Here is a 23,004-nt window from a genome sequence, read left to right on the forward strand (position 1 = left end):
TGCATATTGATACCTGTAACTACAAAGAAAAGTCCACTTCAGAGCATTACTCTGAAATGGACTTCGTATTTGCTTCATCAACTTCACGTTCTTCTTTCGTCTTGATCATTTGCATCGGGTTTCCCCCAACAAATGAGCCTGCAGGTACATCTTTATGGACGAGCGTTCCTGCAGAGACAATTGCTCCGTCTCCAATTTCAACACCAGGTAAAATGGTCGTATTTGCTCCGACTAAGACGTTGTCACCTATACGAACATCGCCTAAACGGTATTCGTCTATTAAGTATTCATGGGCAAGAATCGTCGTATTATAGCCGATGACACTGTTTTTTCCAATGCTGATCTTCTCCGGAAACATGACATCCATCATAACCATTAAGGCAATTGCTGCCTGATCGCCGACTTTCATTCGTAAAAACGTACGATATAACCAATTTTTCATGCCTAGAAATGGCGTATATCGAGCTAACTGAATGACAATAAAGTTTTTTACAACTTTAAAAAACGGTACAGTTTTATACACTTGCCATAACGAATTCGCTTCTTTGACCGGGTACCTCGTTGTGCGTCTCATTGCATCGCACCTCTTTCTGTTTGTTTCACCGTAAAAAATATGGGGAGGTCTTTTTCTTAGTAAATCCTACGTTTTATGAAGAAGCAGACGTTGGTTCAATTCCTAAATATGTGAGCAGCTCAGGCATTTTATGAAGCATCACATCTGGCTCAAATGATGCTAAATGCTTTTCACCTTTAATACTCCAAGCGACTCCTGCTGTTTTCGTTCCAGTATTTTTTCCGCCTAAAATGTCATGTTCGCTATCACCGACCATTAGTGCACTTTCAGGCTTCGCTTTTAAGCCGTTTAGCGCCATTAGTAATGGTTCAGGATCTGGCTTGTACTTCGTCACTTCGTCTAGTGATACGACGACATCGAAAAATTGGTCAAGGTTCATTAGCTTCATGCCTCTTACCGCTGTTTCACGGCGCTTTGTCGTTACAATTGCTAACTTATAACCTTTTTCATGAAGTGTTTTCACTGTATCAAAAACGCCTTCGTATTCTTGAACGAGCTCATCATGTTTTTCATGGTTAAACGTTCGGTACACGTGTGACATTTCTTCAACCTTCTCCGAATCAAGCTTTTCAAATGTTTCAGACAAAGGTGGTCCAATAAAGTTAATCACATCTTCACGCTTGTACTTTCCTGGATAATAATGCTCCATTGTATGTAAAAACGAAGCAACGATCAGTTCAATCGTATTAATTAACGTTCCGTCTAAATCAAATAAAATCGTATCAATTTGCTTGTTCATTCCATTCGCCTCTTTCGTCATCTAAAAAACTCCCTTCAAAATCTATCATAATAAAAAATTGATCAACAAGACAAACATTTGTCAATACAATTCCGCAAAAGTTCGGGGACCTAGTCCCCGAACTTTTGCTCGATGCAGCTTGAAGATTATTCGTTGAAGTAATGCTTGTTGCAACTGCGCCGTTGCTTTCGCTTAAAGGCTCACCTCGGCGAGTTTTCTTTAGCTGGCGACGGTTTCTTCTTGTTGTTGCTGTTGTTTCTTTTCAATACGGTTCCAAACGATCGCAACAGTAATTGTCAAGAGGATCGCGACAACGAGCCTGATTAATAAGAGTGGCCATAGTGGGATCCCTAGTGGCGCAAAAATCAATGTATCTTCTATTACTGCGTGACATGCGACTAAAAATATGAAGACAAGGTATAAGTCTTTCTTTTTCACCCCATCTTCTTTGGCTGCTTGAATCATTACCCCTGCTCCATATGCTAGACCAAATATGAGCCCTGCCGCTAACGTAGTGGATGTATTTTCCCTGATCCCTAACATCTTTGTAAATGGCGCCATCCATTTTGCAAAGACATCAAGCCATTTCAAATCTTTCATTATTTGAATAAAAACCATTAGTGGAATCACGATTGCAGCTAACTGTAAAATACCGATCACTGCACTTTCCATTCCGTGAAGCGCGATTGCACCATATCCTTCAATATTCTCTGTTCCACCTGAAGGAACAAACCCGTATTGAGCACGCTCTCCTCCACCTTGCCAAACAAGGTGGATGATCCACGCTGAAAATAAGGCAAGCCCAATTCGAACGAGTAAGACAACCCAAATTTTGATACCAATTTGCTTAGCAACGGCAGATTCAACGAATAAATTATGAGAAAATGATAGCATAACTGCTAAGATAAACACTTCCTTGACGGTTAAACCCATCGTCAAAATAGCTCCAATTGCTGCATACAAGTTAAGGACATTCCCTAACACTAACGGAATCGCCGCTTCTCCACTTAAACCGATATATCCCATAAGCGGTGAAAGCATTTTTATTAGCCAATCCATAATCACCGTTTGGCTTAAAATCGTCACAATTAACGTAATCGGAAAAATGATTTTTCCTAACTTCCAAGTGGTTTGGAGACCAACCTTTAAGCCCTGTTTGATTGTTTTCATTTTTAGCCTCCTTCGTTTTGACCCATACTAGTCATTATTTGCGAAAAAAAAGAAAGCGTCAAGGCTAGAATCCTTAACGCTAGTACATTTATTTTTTCTTTTTCTTATTTGGGTTCTTTTTCTTTTTATTCGGTGGGGTATCGTCATCTAAATAGCCGATATCAGCAAGTCCTGTCTTACGTCTGTAAATAATCAGAATGATTGCACCGATGATTGTTATAACAGAAACAACTTGAGCCGTTTTTAATACGCCAAATATTAACAAGTAGTCTGTACGGATTTCTTCGATAAAGAAGCGGCCAATCGAATACCAAATCGCATACGTTAAAATCATTTCTCCTCTACGCAAGTTGACACGACGTAAGGATAAAATGAGCGCTAAACCGAGGATGTTCCAGATCGACTCATACAAAAATGTCGGTTGATAATACGCTCCGTTAATGTACATTTGGTTAATGATGAATTCTGGAAGCATCAAGCTTTCTAAAAACTGGCGTGACACTTCTCCACCGTAAACTTCCTGATTCATAAAATTTCCCCAGCGGCCAACAATTTGTCCAATTAAAATACCAGGGGCAGCGATGTCTAATATTTTCCAAAAAGACAACCCACGCTTTTTGGCAAAAATGTACGTTGTAAGAAATGCCCCAATGAGTCCACCATGGATGGCAAGTCCACCTTCCCAAATGGCGAAAGCACGCATTGGATCGCCGGCAAATTGCTCCCAACGGAAAATGACGTAGTATATTCTAGCCCCAATGATCGCTGCAGGAAGTGCAAATAATAATAAATCTGCAAACATATCTTTTGGCAAGCCACGCTTTTTCGCTTCATGGTTTACAACTAAATATCCGATAAAAGCTCCTAGTCCAATTAACAGACCGTACCAGTATATCGTTAACGGTCCAAGTTCAAGTGCTACTGGATTTAATGGTTCAATTGTTCCTAGCATTGTTTGACACCTCTTTTATTTTACTTGCACAGGGCGTGTTGACTTCAGCGTTGATTAAAAGACGTGTTCGCTTTTAGCCGAAGTTCCTAAATAATCTTTCTTCAATTCCTTAGAGGAAGAATCTATTTTTCACTTTACCATATCACGAAAAAGTTAGCTTAAAATAAGCGTAGGATATTTCCTCTTTTTTCACATTTTACATGAAAGATGTGAAAATTTTATGAAGGGATGACTTTTTTTCTAATCTTCATATTGGTCACTGTCGCTCGGGTCTTCTCCTTCTTCCATTACATTCGTTAAACGCTCTGAAAACTGTTGTGCTGCATTAATGCCCATTCGCTTTAATCGGAAGTTCATAGCCGCGACTTCAATAATTACAGCTAAGTTTCTACCTGGACGAACTGGGATCGTAATTTTCGTCAGCTCTGTATTAAAGATTTTCATCGTCTCTTCGTCGAGTCCAAGACGGTCATATTGTTTTTTCTGATCCCAAAGCTCCAAATTAATGACAAGACCAATACGTTTAAAATTGCGAACGGCTCCTGCCCCAAATAACGTCATCACGTTAATAATACCTAGACCACGAATTTCAAGTAGGTGTTTAATTAATTCTGGAGCTCGTCCAACGAGTACACCATCATGCTCTTCACGAATTTCAACAGAGTCATCAGCAACAAGTCGGTGACCACGACGGACAAGGTCTAATGCTGTTTCACTTTTACCTACACCACTACTTCCAGTAATTAAGACACCGATACCGTAAATATCAATCAGAACCCCGTGAACGGCAGTCATTGGAGCTAGCTGACTCTCTAAATAGTTTGCAAGTTGTGAACTTAAGCGTGTCGTTGTTACTTCGGATTGAAGTACCGGTACTCCAACCTCATTTGCTGCCTCAATTAAATATTCTGGTGCTTCGATATTTCTAGAAAGAATAATTCCTGGGGTGTCATATGTACAAAGTCGCTCCATTCGATCTCTTTTTTCTTCATCAGCCAGTTGATGATAAAAAGACATCTCGGTCTTCCCTAATAGTTGAATTCGTTTTGCTGGATAATATGTAAAGTACCCGGCCATTTCCATACCAGGGCGAGAAATATCGCTCGTAGAAATCGGACGAAAAACAACCTCTTCATTGTTATTCAATAACGTTAGGTCAAATTGTGTCATCAAGTCTTTCGCAGTAATTTTGGCCATTATAAGCCCCTCCTGTATGTATGATTTATTCATAGCATCTTCACCACAATTGAATCGCATTTATTTTATCACAAATATTCCAGAACCCAAATCTGTTCCTTTTTCACAAAATTGTGCGGGACCAGGTCCCGCACAATTTTGTGAAAAAATATGTAAAAAAATGCTGGCGCAAACGCAAGCATTTGATCAACTATCTTTTAGTTAGTGGATCGACAATAAATGAATGGATGAGTGCACTCAAAATTGCAAAGATGATTGCTGCTAAAATCGCGATCCCAAATCCATCGATAACAAAGCTGTCTCCCATAAACGCTGATGTAAGCATTAAAGTGATCGCATTAATGACAAAGAGGAATAGTCCAAGTGTCAATACCGTAATTGGCAACGTCAGAACAACAAGAATCGGTTTTACAATCACATTGACGATCGCGAGAATAAAGCTTGCAATCAATGCCGCTGTAAAACCTTCAACATGGACCCCTTGAAAGAAATGGGCAATGATAAGAAGGACAACGGCATTAACAACAAGTTGAATAAGCCAACTCATCAGTCGTAAGCTTCCGTTTCATTTGGCATAACGAAAACACCGATGAAATAACCAATAACAACGGGAGCAACCGCTGTAACAATCATCAATACTAATGCAAGAATTCGTACAACAGTCGGATCGATATTAAAATACTTCCCAAGTCCGCCGCAAACTCCAGCGATTTTTCTATCATCAACTGTACGGTATAGTCGTTTCATAAGACCACTCCTTTCGCAATCACACCTAATTTGTCCTTTTCACTCATTTTTATCACGCGAACCGGCATAAAACATAATTTTACAAGTCTCTAGCTCTCCTTAAAATAGAGAGTTGGTGAATTTATACGAACAACACAGCTTCGATCCTGAAAAGAGTTGAATAATGAATCATTCGCTTTGGTCCACTCGCTTTCACCTCAAGGCACAAGTGCGACATCCTTTTCTGTCACATACTTTTTTTCATTCACCATAGGGCGAGATTTTCTGCCAGTTAATTTCTTACTGTAATTGACCCTGTTGTTGCTTCTGCTTCTATATACACAGATGCTGATTCCTCATCCCTATTTGATAAAAATGTCATCTTCTTACTTGCAATCTCTTTTTTCTCATCAATAACAGATACGTTTGGTAAGTCACAGTGAATGCCACCAACTGTCGTTTTTAGCTCACCTTCTGTTTTCACGTTTTCTGGAACCGTAAATGTCACACTTCCTGTCGTCGTCTTTAAGTACGCTCGACTATTACTTGGCTTAAGTAGCTTATAATTGATTGTGCCATTTAACGTTTCGGCATCAATATCACCTTTTGCTGCACTAATCGCAACCGTCCCGTTTACTGTTTTCGCATCACAATGTTCAGATTGAAGCTTGCTAATTGAAATGGTCCCATTGACCGTTTCTAAGCGAACGTCTTCAGCCTCAACTTCATCAAAGCTAATTCGACCGTTAACGGTTTGCGCTTCAAACTTCTTTACTGAGACATGTTCCCCTGTTAACTTCCCGTTAAACGCATACAGTTTTAATCGTTCTAAGTCTTTCTTTGGAACATAAACAATGGTATTTACTTTCATTGATTTTTTTCGTGATTCTAAACGAAGCTTTTCATTTGATAAATCAAAAACGACTTCATCTAAAAAATGACGACGCGCTTCGTCTGAATCGCGCACTTTGTACACCTTCACATTACACTCGACTCGAATATCATCTTCTTCCCACGGGCGGAAAGTGATACTGCCATTTTCGATAGAAATATCGGCATGTCTTACCGTTGCCTCTTTATGCTGAAAAATGTGCTGAATTTCAACAGAAGATCCGAAATTGAAATCAAGGTCAAACTCTTTAATTTTTTGAACAGCATCTTCAATGAAATCTGTAAACTTCGAAGCAAAGGAACTGACTTTTTGTTCTGTTTGTCGGTACCCAGTGCCTTTTTCCCAGTCAACATCACGTGAAAGCGACTGTTCTTCCGTTTCTGATCCCTTGTCACTTTTCGCTCCATGTTTTTCCTTTTCAGTTTCCTTTAGAGCATTCAGTAAATCCACACCTTCATCTGCAGATATTTTGCCGTCTTCAATCATTTGTAAAATTTTCTTTCTTTCTTCTTGCATCCCTTTCTCCTCCTCATGAATTCGTTATAATGCATGTTCATATATTCCAAGTTGTGAAGTGATTCCTTCATCGTTTCTTCCAATACTATATTTAACGTATGTTCATTATAAAGGTTTCACACTTTATGTGAAAACCGTCGCAAATTCGATTTTTTTCTAAGACTTGAGACGTAGGAAAACTAGGTCAGTCCAATGAAAAGCTCATGGCAAAAAAAGTAGTGCCAGGTACTTTCAGAGAAAAAGATAAGATCAATCACTACGATTTCACCTTATTTTCCATCATTGAGGTACACTGACACGTTCTTAAGCAGTCTTATAATATATTCATTTTCATGAAGTTGTTTGCACGTTTTCCTTTTCTTGTAACCTTTTCTCCATTCTTTTTCGCTCACGCTCTAAGATTGGTTTTAAATATTGACCAGTATAAGACCCATCCACTTCAGAGACTTCTTCTGGTGTTCCTTGTGCAACAAGCTTACCACCTTTATCGCCGCCCTCAGGTCCGAGGTCTACAACATAGTCTACAGTCTTGACCACATCCAAATTATGCTCAATGACTAACACGGTATCTCCATTTTCGACAAGTCGTTGGAGTACGTTTAAAAGTCGGTCAATGTCTGCTACGTGAAGTCCAGTTGTTGGTTCATCTAAAATATAAAGAGTTTTACCATTTGACCTGCGATGTAGCTGAGAGGCAAGCTTCACTCTTTGTGCCTCACCACCAGATAGGGTCGTCGCTGGCTGACCAAGCGTCATGTACCCTAAACCGACATCATACAACGTTTGAACTTTTCGCTTAATACGCGGAATATTTTCAAAGAAACTTAACGCATCTTCCACTGTCATACTTAACACATCAGCAATCGTTTTTCCTTTATAATTCACGTCGAGCGTTTCACGATTGTATCGTTTCCCATCACATTCTTCACAAGGGACGTACACGTCCGGCAAGAAGTGCATCTCGATTTTAATAATTCCGTCACCACGGCAAGCTTCACAGCGACCGCCTTTTACGTTAAAACTAAAACGTCCTTTCTTATACCCACGAACCTTTGCTTCATTTGTCATCGCAAACACATCGCGAACATCATCAAAAACGCCTGTATACGTTGCTGGGTTTGACCGTGGTGTACGCCCGATTGGTGATTGATCAATGTCAACGACTTTTTCGAGGTGTTCAATACCTTCAATTTTTTTATGTTTACCTGGCTTATCTTTTGCAGTCGTTAGTTTTTGAGCAAGTGATTTATATAGGATATCGTTAATTAAGGTACTCTTTCCTGATCCGGAAACGCCCGTTACAGCAACGAACACACCTAACGGTAAGTCTACACTTGTTTTTTGTAAGTTGTTCTCTTCGGCCCCTTTGATCGATAGTTTTCGACCATCTGGTTTCCGCCTTTCAACAGGTAGAGGAATAAATTTCTTCCCAGACAAAAACTGTCCCGTTAACGAATTCTCGTCTTTCATAACTTCGTTCGGTGAACCTTCTGCGATCACTTCCCCACCGTGAACTCCTGCTCCAGGACCGACATCAATAATATGATCCGCAGCAAGCATTGTATCTTCATCATGCTCAACGACAATTAATGTGTTGCCGAGGTCACGCATTTTTTCTAACGTTCGAATCAACCGAGTATTATCACGCTGGTGAAGTCCTATCGAAGGTTCATCAAGAATATAGAGAACGCCCATGAGTGAGGAACCGATTTGCGTTGCTAAGCGGATTCGCTGCGCCTCACCTCCGGAAAGAGTTCCAGCAGACCGTGATAAGGTCAAATACTCTAATCCGACATTTACTAAAAAGCCTAGTCTTTCTTCAATCTCTCTTAGAATCATACGAGCAATGGCAAGTTCCTTATCGGTCAATTCAAGTTGTGAAAAAAATACTTTGGCATCCTTTACAGATAGCTTTGTCACTTCCCCAATATGTTGACCGTCTACTTTCACAGCAAGCGATTCTTTTCGAAGACGGTGACTTTTACATGTCGGACAAGGCTTTTGCGCCATATATCCTTCCATTTGCTCGCGTATATAATCCGACGCTGTTTCATGATATCGACGTGATATATTGTGAACCACACCTTCGAAGTAAATTTCTTTTTCTCTTACTTGACCAAATTCGTTTTCATAATAGAAGTAGATTTTCTCATTCCCGCTTCCATACAAAACTTTATCGATTTGATGTTTTGGAAGGTTCTCGACAGGGACGTCCATATCAATTCCATAATGCTCACAAACACTTTTCAATAACTGCGGGTAGTATTGTGAGCTCGTCGGTACCCAAGGAGCAATTGCATGTTCATTAAGCGCCTTGCTCCAATCAGGAACAACGAGCTCTAAGTCTACCTCAAGTTTACTTCCTAAACCATCACAAGACTGACAAGCGCCAAATGGACTGTTAAAAGAAAACATCCGTGGCTCTAGTTCACCAATCGAAAAACCACAGTGAGGGCAGGCATGTTTTTGACTAAATAACAGCTCTTCTTCGCCAATCACATCGACCATCGCTCTACCGTCTGCTAAATTTAATGCCGTTTCTATCGAGTCGGCTAAACGCGATTCAACTCCCTCTTTGATCACAATCCGATCAACGACCACTTCGATATTATGCTTTTTATTTTTATCAAGTTCGATTTCTTCCGCTGCTTCGCGCATTTCACCATTAACACGTATACGAACAAAACCTTGTTTTTTTATATCTTCAAGCACTTTCACATGTGTCCCTTTACGACCTGATACAACAGGGGCAAGAATCTGCATTTTCGTTCGCTCAGGGTAAGCCGTCATGCGATCTACCATTTGCTGGACCGTTTGTGAGCTTATTTCAACTCCATGTTTAGGACAAATTGGTCTTCCGACACGAGCAAAAAGAAGTCGTAAATAATCGTAAATTTCGGTAACGGTCCCCACGGTTGAACGTGGGTTTCTACTTGTTGTTTTTTGGTCGATCGAAATGGCCGGTGACAGTCCTTCAATTGTATCAACATCTGGCTTGTCCATCTGTCCTAAAAATTGACGAGCATAAGCAGACAGCGATTCAACATACCTGCGTTGCCCTTCTGCGTAAATCGTATCGAAAGCAAGTGATGACTTTCCTGATCCAGATAAACCAGTTAAAACGACTAGATTATTTCTCGGAATCGTCACATCAATATTTTTTAAATTGTGGGACCTCGCCCCTTTAACAACGATATTTTGTTGAGTCATGATCAGTTTCATCCTCCTGCTTTTAATTCAATAATGACATCTCGTAACTCGGCGGCACGTTCGAAGTCGAGACCTTTCGCTGCTTCTTTCATTTCTGCTTCCATTCGTTCAATAACCTTCTCGCGATCTTTCTTACTCATCTTCTCGGCTTTCGCAACTTCTTTTACATCATACGTTTCTTCATCTTCAGCTGCAAATGTTGCTTGGATAAGTTCTGGCACTGCTTTTTGAATCGTTTGAGGCGTTATGCCATGTTTCTCATTAAATTCTTTTTGAATGGAACGACGGCGTTTCGTCTCTTCTATCGCAATGTTCATTGATTTTGTCATTTTATCAGCGTACATAATCACGTGTCCATTCGCATTACGTGCAGCACGCCCCATCGTTTGGATTAGCGAACGCTCTGCTCTTAAGAAGCCTTCTTTATCCGCATCGAGAATAGCGACTAGTGATACTTCTGGAATATCAAGTCCTTCTCTTAAAAGGTTAATTCCGACGAGAACATCAAATTCTCCGAGTCGTAAGTCGCGAAGGATTTGAATTCGTTCTAACGTTTTAATATCAGAATGTAAATACTTCACACGAATACCGATTTCTTTAAAGTAATCCGTTAAATCCTCAGACATTTTCTTCGTTAACGTTGTCACAAGAACACGTTCCTTACGTTCTTTTCGAACACGGATTTCTTCGATGAGGTCGTCAATTTGCCCTTCGATCGGACGAACATCGATTGATGGATCAAGTAGCCCAGTCGGACGAATAATTTGTTCGACAACAGTTGGACACTTTTCTAGTTCGTACGGTCCTGGTGTTGCTGAAACAAAAATTGTTTGTGAAATATGCTTTTCAAACTCTTCAAATTTCAACGGTCGATTATCTTTTGCTGAAGGGAGACGGAACCCGTGGTCGACAAGCACGCCTTTTCTAGCTTGGTCACCATTGTACATCCCACGTACTTGTGGTAACGTCACATGCGATTCATCGACGACAATAAGAAAATCATCTGGGAAGAAGTCTAATAATGTATAAGGCGTTGCTCCAGCTTCTCGAAACGTCAAATGTCTTGAATAGTTCTCGATCCCAGAACAATATCCCATTTCTTGCATCATTTCGATGTCGTACCTTGTCCGCTGCTCAAGTCGCTGTGCTTCTAGGAGTTTTCCTTTGTCGTTCAAATCTGCTAAACGCTCTTCTAATTCTTTTTCAATGTTTACGATCGCACGTTTTAGTTTTTCCTCACGCGTAACGAAGTGAGAAGCTGGGAAAATCGCGGCATGATTTCGTTCACCTAGTACCTCACCAGTTAGAGCGTCCACTTCTGTAATTCGGTCGATTTCATCACCGAAAAATTCCACACGAAGACAATGTTCATCTCTTGATGCTGGGAAAATTTCAACGACATCTCCACGAACACGAAACGTTCCACGAGTAAAATTAATGTCGTTTCTCTCGTATTGCACGTCTACGAGATTACGTAGAAGATCATTTCGTTCAATCTCCATTCCTGTACGCAACGAAACAACTAAATCACGATATTCTGAAGGCGAACCTAAACCGTATATACACGATACACTTGCGACGATAATGACATCGTTTCTTTCAAAGAGTGAACTTGTAGCTGAGTGACGTAACTTATCAATTTCGTCATTAATGCTTGCATCTTTCTCTATGTACGTATCAGATTGTGGAATATATGCTTCTGGCTGGTAGTAATCATAGTAGCTTACAAAGTATTCTACAGCGTTGTTCGGGAAAAATTCTTTAAACTCACTGTAGAGCTGCCCCGCTAATGTTTTGTTATGGGCAATAACGAGTGTCGGTTTGTTCACTTCTTTAATGACGTTAGAAACCGTAAATGTTTTACCTGTCCCTGTCGCTCCAAGTAACGTTTGAAATCTCTTTTCTTCATTCACTCCTTTGACGAGCTCTGAGATCGCTTTCGGCTGATCTCCTTGAGGTGAATATTTGGAGTGTAAATCAAATGTATTGACCATCGGTTGTTCCATTATGACTGTACCCCCTCGTTTTAAAAATTAGTAAGAAGCTTTTCGTCTATTGTTAATCACTATTATTAATATAAAGTAGAAAATATCGAGTTTCATTTCTCTTTTCCTTGTATCTATCATTACGAACGTAGCTCTAAAATGCAAGTAACGAGCTCGGTCATATTACCTTTATTACCCATTCTTAACCTTTGTGTATCATTATAACACATAAATGAAAAATAACGAACATACATTCGTACTATGTCGTCCCTTCAAGGAAAAAAGTATAAAGGTATTCAATAAAGAAAGCCGCCTCTGGAATATAGCTCCTCAGGCGACTTTACGTTTCGTTTATATACTTTGTAAACCTTGCAGTGTATGCGGTGATTTACTAACTCTTTTTATCGTCATTCTCTTCCGTTTCACTTGCTCCGTCAGATGCATCTTGTTTCCATTGATCTTTTGAAGGTTTACTTTTTCGAAACTCTTCGTAAAAAGCTGATAACCCAGATGCTTGTCCGTATGGAGCCTCATCTTGCACAGTAGGTGTCGGTTTTGATACATCTTCTGCTAACGATTCATTTAATTGCTTTGCTTCTTCCTCATTAGAAAAAAGTTTTACTTTTTCTTCATTACTGTTTGCCTCTTCTTGTGAGGACTCTATCTCTTTATCTACTAAAACCTCTTCATTGTCTTCGGTCGTTGCTGCCACTTCCTCAAATGGCTCTACTTGAACCTCTTCTTCACTAGCAACTTCGTTATCCTTTTCAGTTTGAGGAACGTCAATATTCCCGTTATTTTCGATAAGTTTATCGTGAGCTTCCGTTTCTTTTTCACTTATTGGTTGTTGTTCTTCTTCAGACGATGCAACTTCGTCAAACCCTTCGCCCTCAACTTTTGTACCTTCACGATCTTTATAAATCACGACAGAAGAGCGTAATGCACGAGGTGACAAGTTTCCATATGGATCATCTGGAATAAATAATAACCCTACTTGATGGTGATCTCCTTCATACCTTGAAGATTGCGTAAACCTAATTTCTCCTTCTTGGTCAATCACTTCTAATTTACAGTATGCTGGACTCATTTGGAGCGCTTCATAAAGTTCACGCTGTGAATTCACTTCGTAACCATTTACTTTCGAAATCACTTCTCCAACTTCAATGTTCATCTTATCAGCTGTTGAGTACGGAAGAACACCAAGTACAACTAACCCTTCTGCATGATTGCTAAACATGCTGTTACGACGACGGTCAACAGAGTGATACCATACGTACAATCCTTCTTTTAACAGCAAAATCGTTGCAGCAACGACAGGAGCTAAAATAGGCCAAAAAATTGCACATACAGCAACGACAATGGAAATCATACTTAAAAGTAATAATCGTTTCCCATAGATTTTAATTCCGTCTTTCGGAAATTGGCTCTGTACGGCAACTTGGCACGTTAATACAAATGGGACAAGCAGAAGACCTGCACTTTCAGTTCCGGACGGCGAAAAGAGCGGCCACCACTCGTAATAGGAAATTGCACCTGCAGGAACGAGAAGAAAAATCGGTAAAAACCAAAGTCGATCCACTTTATGAATACCGACTGTTTTTCCTCTTGTACTTTTACTTAATGCTGGTGTTGTACTTTTCCAACCTTGTGCAAGATGAAGAATTGCTTCTGCTGTAAACAAAATCACAAGTAACCATGCAAATCCAACCATGTTCATATTATGAATATCGATTAACCATGTATTTAATAGTGAATACGGTGTTCCACCTTCTGGAAGCACAAATATTAATAACATCGCAACCGAACCGATCGTTGTCATACTTAACCATCTTACTTGTCTAAATGGAAGAAGTAGCCCCCATAAAGTCATTAACAAAACAAGCATTCCAACTGGAATGACAATCCCAACAGTCATTACAACGATCGAAACTGCTACGGCACTAACTAGCCCGACTAGTAGTGGAAACGTCACTTCATGTATAAAATCATAAACACGTGTATGAAAATCTTCTCTTTCCCTCTTCACACGGCGAGTACCAAGCCAAAGAACCGCAAGAAAAAATATGTACGTTAAGGGATGAATAAAAAACTGTCCAATAGCTTTTAACACTTCCAAGCCTATGACTTCCAAACCTATCCCTCCTCAAATGATGTGCTGTATGCTTGTCTATTAAGAAAAAACGCAAGGCACCTTAGACTAAACAATTTCCCTGAAATTAAAATTTATATTCTTACCTCTTTAAAAAGACACTTCCCGAATTGTTCTTCCTTTCATTGTAAAACAAATTAAGAAAAAGAAAAGTGCTTTTTTTCATAAACTAGACGAATGTTTAAAAATTCGGAATGATCACCTTAGTTTTTTAAGGGGAGAAAACGAAAAGGAGACCTATGGTCAGGTCTCCTAAACATTTGTTATTGCGTAAGCACTTCAATCGCTTTTTTAAACTGATTGTCATATTCACGATCTTGAACAGCTTCAAATACTCGTTTTTGAATAAATTCTGCCGTTTCTTCATTGATCTCGCCTGTTTCTTCCAAACCTTCATCCGCTTGGAAGCTACGCACGGCATCTTCCGTTTTCTCACCGAAATATCCATCTAATCGCCCTGGATCATACCCTAAACCATCAAGCATTGTTTGTGCATTTTTAATTTGATCATTGTTCATATCAAATGTTAATGGTTCTTCATTAACATTGATTGGTGAGACGTAGAAAAAGTCAGGTTGATCGACCTCAATCGTTGGCTGAACACCTTCTTCATTTATAAAGTTGCCATCAGAAGTAAGCCATTTATAAATGGTTAATTTTAATTCACTACCGTCCCCTATTTGCAATGTTTGTTGCACCGTTCCTTTACCAAAAGTTGATCTACCAATAACTTCATGCCCGCCAGCTTCTTTCATTGCAGCTGATAAAATTTCTGATGCAGAGGCACTCCCCTCATTAATGAGAGCAACCATCGGATAGTCTTTATCTTCCTGCAAACTTGAAATATGTCTGACCCGTTCACCATCTCGATTTTCAATTTGTACAACAGGCTCTCCACCCGGAATAATAAGGTTCCCTATTTCCTCTACACTTTGTAGAAAACCGCCTGGGTTTCCGCGTACATCGATGATTAAGCCATCAATGCCTTCACTTTCAAGTTGCGTTAATTCTTCTTCAAATCGTTGCGATGTGTTAGTTGAAAACGATGTTAATTCAATGACACCAATTCGGTTACCATTTTCTTCGACAACATCGCTATAAACCGTTTCTATTGGGATCTCATCACGAACAACATCAAAATCTAATAGATCATTTACACCTGGACGCTGAACCGTTAAAGTCACGGTCGTTCCTTTTTCTCCACGAATCTGCAGTACAGCATCATATAACGATAAGCCCTCAATGTCCTCGCCATCTACTTTAATAATTTGGTCATTTGGACGTAGTCCAGCTTTTTCTGCAGGTGAATCTCTAAATGGCGCGACAATTGTCACTTTCCCATTTGTCATACTTACTTCAGCACCAATACCTTCAAAGGAAGAATCGAGTGATTCCATAAACTCTTGTGCTGTTTCTTGGTCCATATAGACAGAATATGGGTCATCCAAGCTTTCGAGCATACCGTTAATTGCTCCTTCAAGTAACTCCGATTCATCTAAATCATCAACATAACGACTCAATACCATTTCGTACGTTTTTTGGAACTTTTCCATTTGCTCCTCTGTAGAAATAGTCGGTTCTGTTTGTTCTTCATCACTTGAATCTGCCTCAGTCAGTTCGTCTTCACTAATTTGTTCGATCACTGGCTCTGCTTGATTCCCTTCAGCAAATTGAACGCCAGCATACATTCCACCTGCTCCAACTAAAAGTGAAATGATAATGACAATTGGGAGAATTGCTTTGTTATTATTCATGGACTCACCTCATCTTCTACTCTTCACTTTCTATTCATTCATTGTTATGCATTGGTTACTTATAAAAAAACATATACTTTTCCCATAGTAAAAACAAGTAAACATAGCGTAACAGATTGACTAGTAATTTACAATTAGCGCATACACATTCAAAAACACGCTAACTTCAGCCTGTTAATGTTGTCTTTATCATACCAAAATCTTCATTATGAATGAAGCACATCTATTCATTTCATTATGTATATTATATTTACAACAAAACTTGGCTTATCGCAAAGTCGTAGTGGCGAACGTCATTGTGCCCGTTACACTATTAACTATCGTAAATTTTGTCGGATAAAGAGAACATGTCTCCGGAATTGAAGTTCTAGACGTAGTTAGAGGCTTAATTGCGACGAACAACACCACTTCAAAGAAATATTGCAAACTGCTACGAGTCTGCCGAGCTAAATAGTCGCTACGAATCGGGCTTGTTAGTACCGGAGTTGGAATAGACATCACGTTTTTAACCGATAACCGTAATCCACCAAAAAAATTTAGTTACGCCAAGTATAAGCACCAGTGCTAAAATTTCCTACATTCTCAAAGTGCTAGTAAAAAACAACCTTTATTATGTGTGATTAAATAAAATGTTATGTGTATGACTTTTCCTTCTTGTGAACTCTATTTTTTGAGCTTACTAAAAAATAAAAAGATCACTAGAATTGAGGGAGATGACCTCATTCTTAGTGATCTTTTTCATCGTAGTTTTAGTTAATATAATTCATTGGGTTAACAGAGTTCGATTTTGCTGCATTCCAATTCCCTTCATGCACTTCAAAGTGAAGGTGTGGTCCTGTTGAACGACCTGTATTCCCCATATAACCTAGGAATTGACCTCGACTCACACGCTCACCATCACTGACAGCACGATTTTCTAGGTGAGCATACAATGTCGTAATGGTTTGTCCATTAACATTATGGCGAATTAACACGGTATTACCGTAACTTGCTGAGTAGTAGGAACGAACAACTATTCCTGCTTCTGCTGCAACAACTTCCACGTTACTTCTTCCACCTAAGCCTATATCGATCCCATGGTGGACTCTCCCCCACCTCGGACCATATCCAGAAGTAATCCTTCCTGTTGCAGGACGCATTAAGGTTCCTGAATTATTCGGTGTACTATTTACAGAATTGTCGTTAGTACTATTGTTATTTTGGTTATTATTCTGTTCTTGACGTTTACGTTCTTCTTCTTGACGCTTTCTTTCTTCTTCAATACGCCGCTGTTCTTCTTCCCATTCTGCTAATTCTTGTTTAGCTGCTGCCTCCTGAGCTGCTAAAATCTCTTGTTCTTCTTCTAGCCCAATAATCTTGTCTGCTAAACTAGATTCTTTCTGTTCTAACGTGTTCATTAAACGTTCTTTTTCATCACGCTGTTGTTCCAATTTTTCTCTTAAACTCTCAAGTTCAGCCATTTGAGCTTCTAGTGATGCTAATTCATCTTCTAGAAGTTGCTTAGCTTTTTCTAGTTCTTCCATATCTGCAACATGTTGCTCAAGGATATTTTGATCTTGCTGAGCAATCATATTTAATGCTGAAACACGCTCAATCAAATCACCAAAACTTTGCGCCCCTAAAATTACTTCTATGTAATTGATAGATCCACCGTTTTGGTACATGGAGCGAACGCGGTCCTTTAATAACTCATCACGTTCTGCAATTCTTTCTTGCAGTTCTATAATTCTTTCTCTTAAATCTTCAATTCTTTCATTCGTAGCATCAATTTCTGCTTGTTTGTCTCGGATATTGGCATTTGTTCTTGCGGTATCCTCATCCAATTGACGAATCTCTGCATTTACTTCTTGAATTTCTTCTTCTACTTTTTGCAACTCTTCTTCAGTTTCTCTTGCTTCACGCTCTTTGTCACTTTGCTGCTGCTGATAGTTGTCGATTTTATCCTCTAGATCCTGCCCTGTATTCGCTTCAACTGAAAGCAACTGGTTCGTTCCCAACAATGTTGAGAACGCAACCAGCAAGGCTAGAGACACTATGAACAGTCTCCGATTCATCTCGTTTCCCCCTTGCGACATCTTAGTATTTCCGCGGAAATTGTCTAATTTTGTCATTTAACTCTGTCATGATTTAATCATTTAAACTTTTAAGAATTTACGAACACTCATAATACTTCCCCATACACCTACAAAAGCACCGATCCCAAGTAGCAGCAATGCCATTTGTAATGTTAATGGGTACACAGGTAAAAACTCGAAGAAGTCAAGACCCGTTTGTTTTCCAATCGAATCGTAAAAGTGAATGTAACCATAAGTTAGTAGACTGATAGGAATGACCGCACCTAAAACACCTAGCAGAAGCCCTTCAATAAAGAATGGCCAACGAATAAACCAATTTGTAGCTCCTACAAGTTTCATAATCTGAATTTCACGTTTTCTAGCAATGATTGTGATTTTTATTGTATTGGCGATTAGGAACATCGCTGTGAACATTAATCCTGCAATTAAAATAATGCCGACAAGACGAATTAAATCAGTAGCAGCAAAGAGTTGGTCAAAGATGTCTTGTCCATATTCAACCGTCTCTACGTGAGATAATTCTTCTACCTCACTAGCAATATAGACAGTTTCTTGAGGATCTTCCGCACGGATAACAAATTTATCATTCAACGGATTCTCATCTCGGAGTGTTTCAAAAAACTCTCCTTGCTCCCCTAAACTATCAATAAATATATCAAGACCTTCATCTTTTGATACATAGGTTATTTCCTCTATTCCACCTATTCCTGTAAGTTCATCTTTCAGTTCTTCTTGTTGTTCTTCAGATGCAGTTAAATCAATAAATACTTGTACTTCTACATCTTCTTCTAAGGAAGATGCAAAGTGATTAATATTCATTATTAGTAGTAAGAAAGCACCAACAACAAATAACATGACAGTTACAGCACTGACAGATGCAAAAGTCATCCATCCATTTCGGCCGATATTTTTACCGCCTTCCTTTATATGACGAAAGAGGGTTCTACCTTTCATAGCCGTATTCACCCCTCACTTCATCACGCGCAATTCTGCCATTTTCGACAGCAATTACTCTTTTTCGCATTGTATTAACAATATCTTTGTTATGAGTAGCCATGACAATCGTTGTTCCACGGTCATTGATTTCTTCTAAAATGTGCATGATTTCCCATGATGTTTCAGGATCTAAGTTTCCAGTCGGCTCATCGGCAATTAAAACGGCTGGATTATTGACGATCGCTCGAGCAATCGCGACACGCTGTTGTTCTCCCCCAGAAATTTCATGAGGAAGGAAACGTGCTTTATTTTTTAGACGAACAATGTCTAGCACATTCATGACACGTTTTCGGATTGTTGTTTTACTTTCTTCTATTACTTCCATTGCAAAGGCGATGTTTTCAAACACCGTTAATGAGGGTAATAACTTAAAGTCTTGGAAGACAACGCCCATATTTCTCCGTAAGTAAGGAATGTGTCGTTCTTTTACTTTTGTCAAGTTTTTCCCGTCTATCATGATTTCACCGCGAGTTGGCTTTTCTTCACGGTACATCATCTTAATAAAGGTAGATTTACCAGCCCCACTAGGACCTACAACGTAAACAAATTCTCCTTTATCGATCGTAACATCAATGCCATTTATAGCCATTACCCCATTTGGGTAAGTTTTCCAAACATCCTTCATACTAATCAACAATATCACTTCCTATTTTCAGTTAGTCTAAGTTGTAACACTCGAAAGGTTAACAGATCGTGGTGCGAATTGTGGTTTAGTAATAGTTAAATATCGAATATTTCTCCGTGCGAATTATGAATATTTATGTCAATTCATCCATTAATAGTAGCATCTATTTCAAAGAAAACTCTCATAAATCTACAAAACTATTTCACTTACACATTATATCACCAAAAGTAGACAAGTTAAGCAATATTTTTTTACAATTTCATTTCATTCATAGCATAATGAGTAACGTTTTGTAACACTATATGGGAAAATAAACCAAGTTTCTAGCATCTAGTTTATTTTTCCATACGGAATTGCCGTATAAAAACAAAAAAAACAGTGCCCCCATATAAGGAACACTGTTCATTGATTTTCGTTTTATTGATCTGCAATCCAAGCTGAAACGTCTTCAGCATCTTGGCCTTCTACTAAGCCTGCTGGCATCGTCCCTGGGCCTTCTTCGATTGCTGTCATAACTGCATCATAAGTAAGACCTTCTAACCCTGGTCCCGAAGCACCTTCAAGGTTCCCACCGTGGCATGCTACGCAACTTTGCTGATAAACTGACTCACCATTGGCAGCATCATATGTAGCATCTCCTGCTGTTTCTTCAGTACCTGTATCGTCTGCCGGTTCTTCTGGCGCTGGCTCATCTGCACCTCCACAAGCTCCTAGGACTAGCACTGCCCCCAACGTTGCTGCTAGTAACTTCTTCATGTTAAACCCTCCTCAAAGTTTTTTGATAATTGGAACGTTTTGCTAATTGTGTTCCAACCATATTATAACCTATTCATTGTTTTTTGAAACCCTTTCCGTGTACTTCAGATGCGTTCGTAACGATGACAAACGCAGATGGGTCAATTGTTTGAACAATTTGTTTCAATTTTGTGACTTCATTTCGACCGACCACACACATTAAAACTGGTTTTTCATGATTCGTATAACCGCCATACCCTGAAAGCTTTGTCACGCCTCGGTCAACTTGTGTTAATAAACCTTGTTTCACTTCTTCCTCATACTCAGAAATGATGATTGCCATTTTCGAATATCCAAAACCTATTTGTACAAGGTCAATTGTTTTTCCGGTAATGAATAAACCGATGAGTGCGTACAGTGCAAATTCAAAACCAAAAACAAACGCGGACGAGATTACGACGAGCCCATCCATTAAAAATACACAAACACCTAATGACATCCCTGTATATTTGTTAATGATTTGTGCTGCTAAATCGGTGCCACCAGTTGATGAATTCGAGCGAAAGACAATTCCTAACCCGAGTCCAACACCGATCCCTCCAAAAATAGCGGCAAGGAGTGGGTCCAATGTTGCTGGCTCTAGATGACGAGTAAGATAAACTACGAGTGGTAAAAAGAGCGTTCCTGTTAATGTCTTTGCTCCATATAAAATACTTCCGACTAAACTTCCCCCTAGTAGAAGGACCCCAGCTATAAACAAGGGAATATTAAATGCCCATTGCGTAAATGCTGGTTCAAAACCAAATGTATACATTAGCAATGTTGAAATACCTGAAACGCCGCCAGATGCGATTTGATTTGGCAGTAAAAAGATATTAAAGGCAATAGCAACAATCGCTGAACCTAAAAATACATGGCCAAATTCAAAAATCGTTTGCTGTACTGGATTTAATGGCTGACTGTCAAGTCTACGCTGCATTTGCTTCATCATTATTCATGATCACCTGTTTTCCTTTAAATATGTATCATTCATAAGATTTTCGAACACCGTGGTTATCAAAAGTAGGAAGATGATTTCACATTATTATGTAAATAAAGGCCAATAATCATTCAAAAATAGCCACGCTTCGACAAACCCTAAAGTAGTATATCACCAACCTCAAAAGGTGTAAACGCAGTCATATTAACGCTTTAGCAGGATAAAAGGGCATGATATCCATTTTATTTACGTGCCATAATAAACTTTCATCAATCTTCACTTACACTCAATCACTCAGCTTTGATTTAATCCATATGACTTTTAAGTTTTTCCCTATATCATCCCTATATGATTTCCACCCCCAAAAGTGCCAGGTACCTAGGAATTTTATGAGGTTACAAAAGGTACATAAAAGCGGAGTTAGGGTAACTAGAAGTAATCAGAGTGAAAAAGAGATGCCAAGATGGCACCTCTTTTAGCATTAATTTATTTTTGAACGCAGATATGCATCGATAAACGGATCTAGTTCCCCGTCCATAACAGATTGCGTATTACCTGTTTCATAATTCGTACGGTGATCTTTTACCATATTATATGGATGGAACACGTATGAACGAATTTGGCTTCCCCAGCCGATATCCGATTGCTCACCACGAATTTCATCAAGTTCTTGTTTTTGTTTTTCTAATTCTAGTTGATAAAGCTTTGCTTTTAACATTTTCATTGCTTTTTCACGGTTTTTAATTTGCGACCGCTCAGATTGACACGTCACGACCGTATTTGTCGGTAGGTGTGTAATTCGTACGGCAGAGTCAGTCGTATTCACGTGCTGACCACCCGCACCACTTGAGCGATACGTATCAATCTTCAATTCATCTGTTGAAATTTCAACTTCGACATTATCATCAAGCTCTGGCATGACTTCACAAGAAACGAACGATGTATGTCTTCTTCCTGATGAATCAAATGGCGAAATACGTACGAGTCGGTGAACCCCTTTTTCCGCCTTTAAATACCCGTAAGCATTATGCCCTTTTATAAGAAGCGTCACGCTCTTCACACCCGCTTCATCTCCAGGTAAGTAGTCAAGCGTTTCGACTTTAAAGTCTCTCGATTCTGCCCAACGCGTGTACATACGTAGAAGCATCGAAGCCCAATCTTGTGATTCTGTACCACCTGCACCTGGGTGCAATTCTAAGATCGCACTGTTTTGGTCGTGTGGTTCGCTTAAAAGTAGAAGTAATTCAAACTCGTTCAACTTTTCCACAAGTTCTTTTACCCCTTCTTCAAGCTCTGCAGCAAGCTCCTGATCTCCTTCTTCTTTGACAAGTTCATAGGAAACTTCGAGATCCTCATGTGCTGCTTCAAGATCACGATACGTATTTGCCATCCCTTTTAACGCATTGTTTTCAGAGATCACCTTTTGTGCTTCATTTTGATCATCCCAAAATGAAGGATCTGCCATTCTCTCTTCTAATTCCGCAATACGTGTCTCTTTTTCTTCGAGGTCAAAGAGACCCCCTAAAGTCCGCTAGTCGTTTAGCCATACTTGAAAGCTCTTGTTTTAATTCTACTAATTCCATTGTTCACTCACCTCTAACGATATTCTTTAACACGCGAGCGACCTGATGATCATCATATCAGGCCGCTAGTTATAAACACCTATTAAAATCTGGGAAAAACTTGAGTAAAGCCTCTTATTCATCAGAGTGCGTTACTTCGTTTTCAAA

The 23,004-nt window shown here is 39.4% G+C and carries 18 protein-coding genes; all 18 read right to left on the reverse strand.

Annotated features, from left to right (window positions below):
- Positions 1-46: 46 nt before the first annotated feature.
- The 18 genes from LGQ02_RS17825 to prfB all read right to left on the reverse strand — a co-directional run bounded on the left by LGQ02_RS17825 (position 47) and on the right by prfB (position 22,857).
- A complete protein-coding gene (locus tag LGQ02_RS17825) occupies positions 47-574 on the reverse strand; it encodes an acyltransferase (protein WP_226515653.1) in 528 nt (175 codons plus the stop codon).
- A 73-nt stretch (positions 575-647) separates the two neighbouring features.
- Positions 648-1,334 carry a pyrophosphatase PpaX gene (gene ppaX / locus LGQ02_RS17830; RefSeq protein ID WP_226515654.1) on the reverse strand — a complete coding sequence of 229 codons (687 nt, stop codon included), beginning with the start codon at positions 1,332-1,334 and terminating at the stop codon, positions 648-650.
- A 198-nt stretch (positions 1,335-1,532) separates the two neighbouring features.
- The gene (locus tag LGQ02_RS17835; RefSeq protein ID WP_226515655.1) at positions 1,533-2,483 is read right to left on the reverse strand and encodes a nucleoside recognition domain-containing protein; all 951 of its coding nucleotides are present in this window, start codon (positions 2,481-2,483) and stop codon (positions 1,533-1,535) included.
- Positions 2,484-2,571: 88 nt separating this feature from the next.
- A complete protein-coding gene (gene lgt / locus LGQ02_RS17840) occupies positions 2,572-3,435 on the reverse strand; it encodes a prolipoprotein diacylglyceryl transferase (RefSeq protein ID WP_226515656.1) in 864 nt (287 codons plus the stop codon).
- Between the two features lie 240 nt (positions 3,436-3,675).
- Positions 3,676-4,632, reverse strand: a complete 957-nt coding sequence (gene hprK / locus LGQ02_RS17845; protein WP_226515657.1) for an HPr(Ser) kinase/phosphatase — start codon at positions 4,630-4,632, stop codon at positions 3,676-3,678.
- Positions 4,633-4,822: 190 nt separating this feature from the next.
- Positions 4,823-5,179 carry a phage holin family protein gene (locus tag LGQ02_RS17850; RefSeq protein WP_226515658.1) on the reverse strand — a complete coding sequence of 119 codons (357 nt, stop codon included), beginning with the start codon at positions 5,177-5,179 and terminating at the stop codon, positions 4,823-4,825.
- Positions 5,179-5,379 (reverse strand): PspC domain-containing protein, encoded by a 201-nt coding sequence (locus LGQ02_RS17855; RefSeq protein ID WP_226515659.1) that lies wholly within the window; start codon positions 5,377-5,379, stop codon positions 5,179-5,181. Before LGQ02_RS17855 ends, LGQ02_RS17850 begins: the two co-directional genes overlap by 1 nt.
- Before the next feature lie 271 nt (positions 5,380-5,650).
- Positions 5,651-6,766, reverse strand: a complete 1,116-nt coding sequence (locus tag LGQ02_RS17860) for a DUF4097 family beta strand repeat-containing protein (protein ID WP_226515660.1) — start codon at positions 6,764-6,766, stop codon at positions 5,651-5,653.
- A gap of 330 nt (positions 6,767-7,096) precedes the next feature.
- On the reverse strand, positions 7,097-9,976 hold the full coding sequence (gene uvrA / locus LGQ02_RS17865; RefSeq protein WP_226515661.1) for an excinuclease ABC subunit UvrA: 2,880 nt from the start codon (positions 9,974-9,976) through the stop codon (positions 7,097-7,099).
- Positions 9,977-9,984: 8 nt separating this feature from the next.
- Entirely contained in the window at positions 9,985-11,970 is a 1,986-nt protein-coding gene (gene uvrB, locus LGQ02_RS17870; RefSeq protein ID WP_226518369.1) for an excinuclease ABC subunit UvrB, read from the reverse strand.
- A 382-nt stretch (positions 11,971-12,352) separates the two neighbouring features.
- Complete coding sequence (locus LGQ02_RS17875; RefSeq protein ID WP_226515662.1) at positions 12,353-14,092, reverse strand: PDZ domain-containing protein; 1,740 nt, start codon at positions 14,090-14,092, stop codon at positions 12,353-12,355.
- A 281-nt stretch (positions 14,093-14,373) separates the two neighbouring features.
- Entirely contained in the window at positions 14,374-15,864 is a 1,491-nt protein-coding gene (locus tag LGQ02_RS17880; protein ID WP_226515663.1) for a S41 family peptidase, read from the reverse strand.
- A gap of 749 nt (positions 15,865-16,613) precedes the next feature.
- Complete coding sequence (locus LGQ02_RS21410) at positions 16,614-17,918, reverse strand: murein hydrolase activator EnvC family protein (RefSeq protein WP_319003490.1); 1,305 nt, start codon at positions 17,916-17,918, stop codon at positions 16,614-16,616.
- Positions 17,919-17,999: 81 nt separating this feature from the next.
- The gene (gene ftsX / locus LGQ02_RS17890) at positions 18,000-18,893 is read right to left on the reverse strand and encodes a permease-like cell division protein FtsX (protein ID WP_226515664.1); all 894 of its coding nucleotides are present in this window, start codon (positions 18,891-18,893) and stop codon (positions 18,000-18,002) included.
- Positions 18,883-19,569 (reverse strand): cell division ATP-binding protein FtsE, encoded by a 687-nt coding sequence (gene ftsE / locus LGQ02_RS17895; RefSeq protein ID WP_226515665.1) that lies wholly within the window; start codon positions 19,567-19,569, stop codon positions 18,883-18,885. Before ftsE ends, ftsX begins: the two co-directional genes overlap by 11 nt.
- A gap of 408 nt (positions 19,570-19,977) precedes the next feature.
- Complete coding sequence (locus LGQ02_RS17900; protein ID WP_226515666.1) at positions 19,978-20,316, reverse strand: c-type cytochrome; 339 nt, start codon at positions 20,314-20,316, stop codon at positions 19,978-19,980.
- 73 nt (positions 20,317-20,389) lie between these two features.
- A complete protein-coding gene (locus tag LGQ02_RS17905; protein WP_226515667.1) occupies positions 20,390-21,286 on the reverse strand; it encodes a YitT family protein in 897 nt (298 codons plus the stop codon).
- Positions 21,287-21,755: 469 nt separating this feature from the next.
- Positions 21,756-22,857 (reverse strand): peptide chain release factor 2 gene (gene prfB / locus LGQ02_RS17910; RefSeq protein ID WP_226515668.1). Its coding sequence is split into 2 segments (ribosomal slippage): positions 21,756-22,784 and positions 22,786-22,857, totalling 1,101 coding nucleotides; the frame shifts between segments, so codons are not numbered across the junction.
- Between the last annotated feature and the right edge of the window lie 147 nt (positions 22,858-23,004).

The organism is Bacillus shivajii, assembly GCF_020519665.1.
GTDB lineage: Bacteria > Bacillota > Bacilli > Bacillales > Salisediminibacteriaceae > Bacillus_CA > Bacillus_CA shivajii.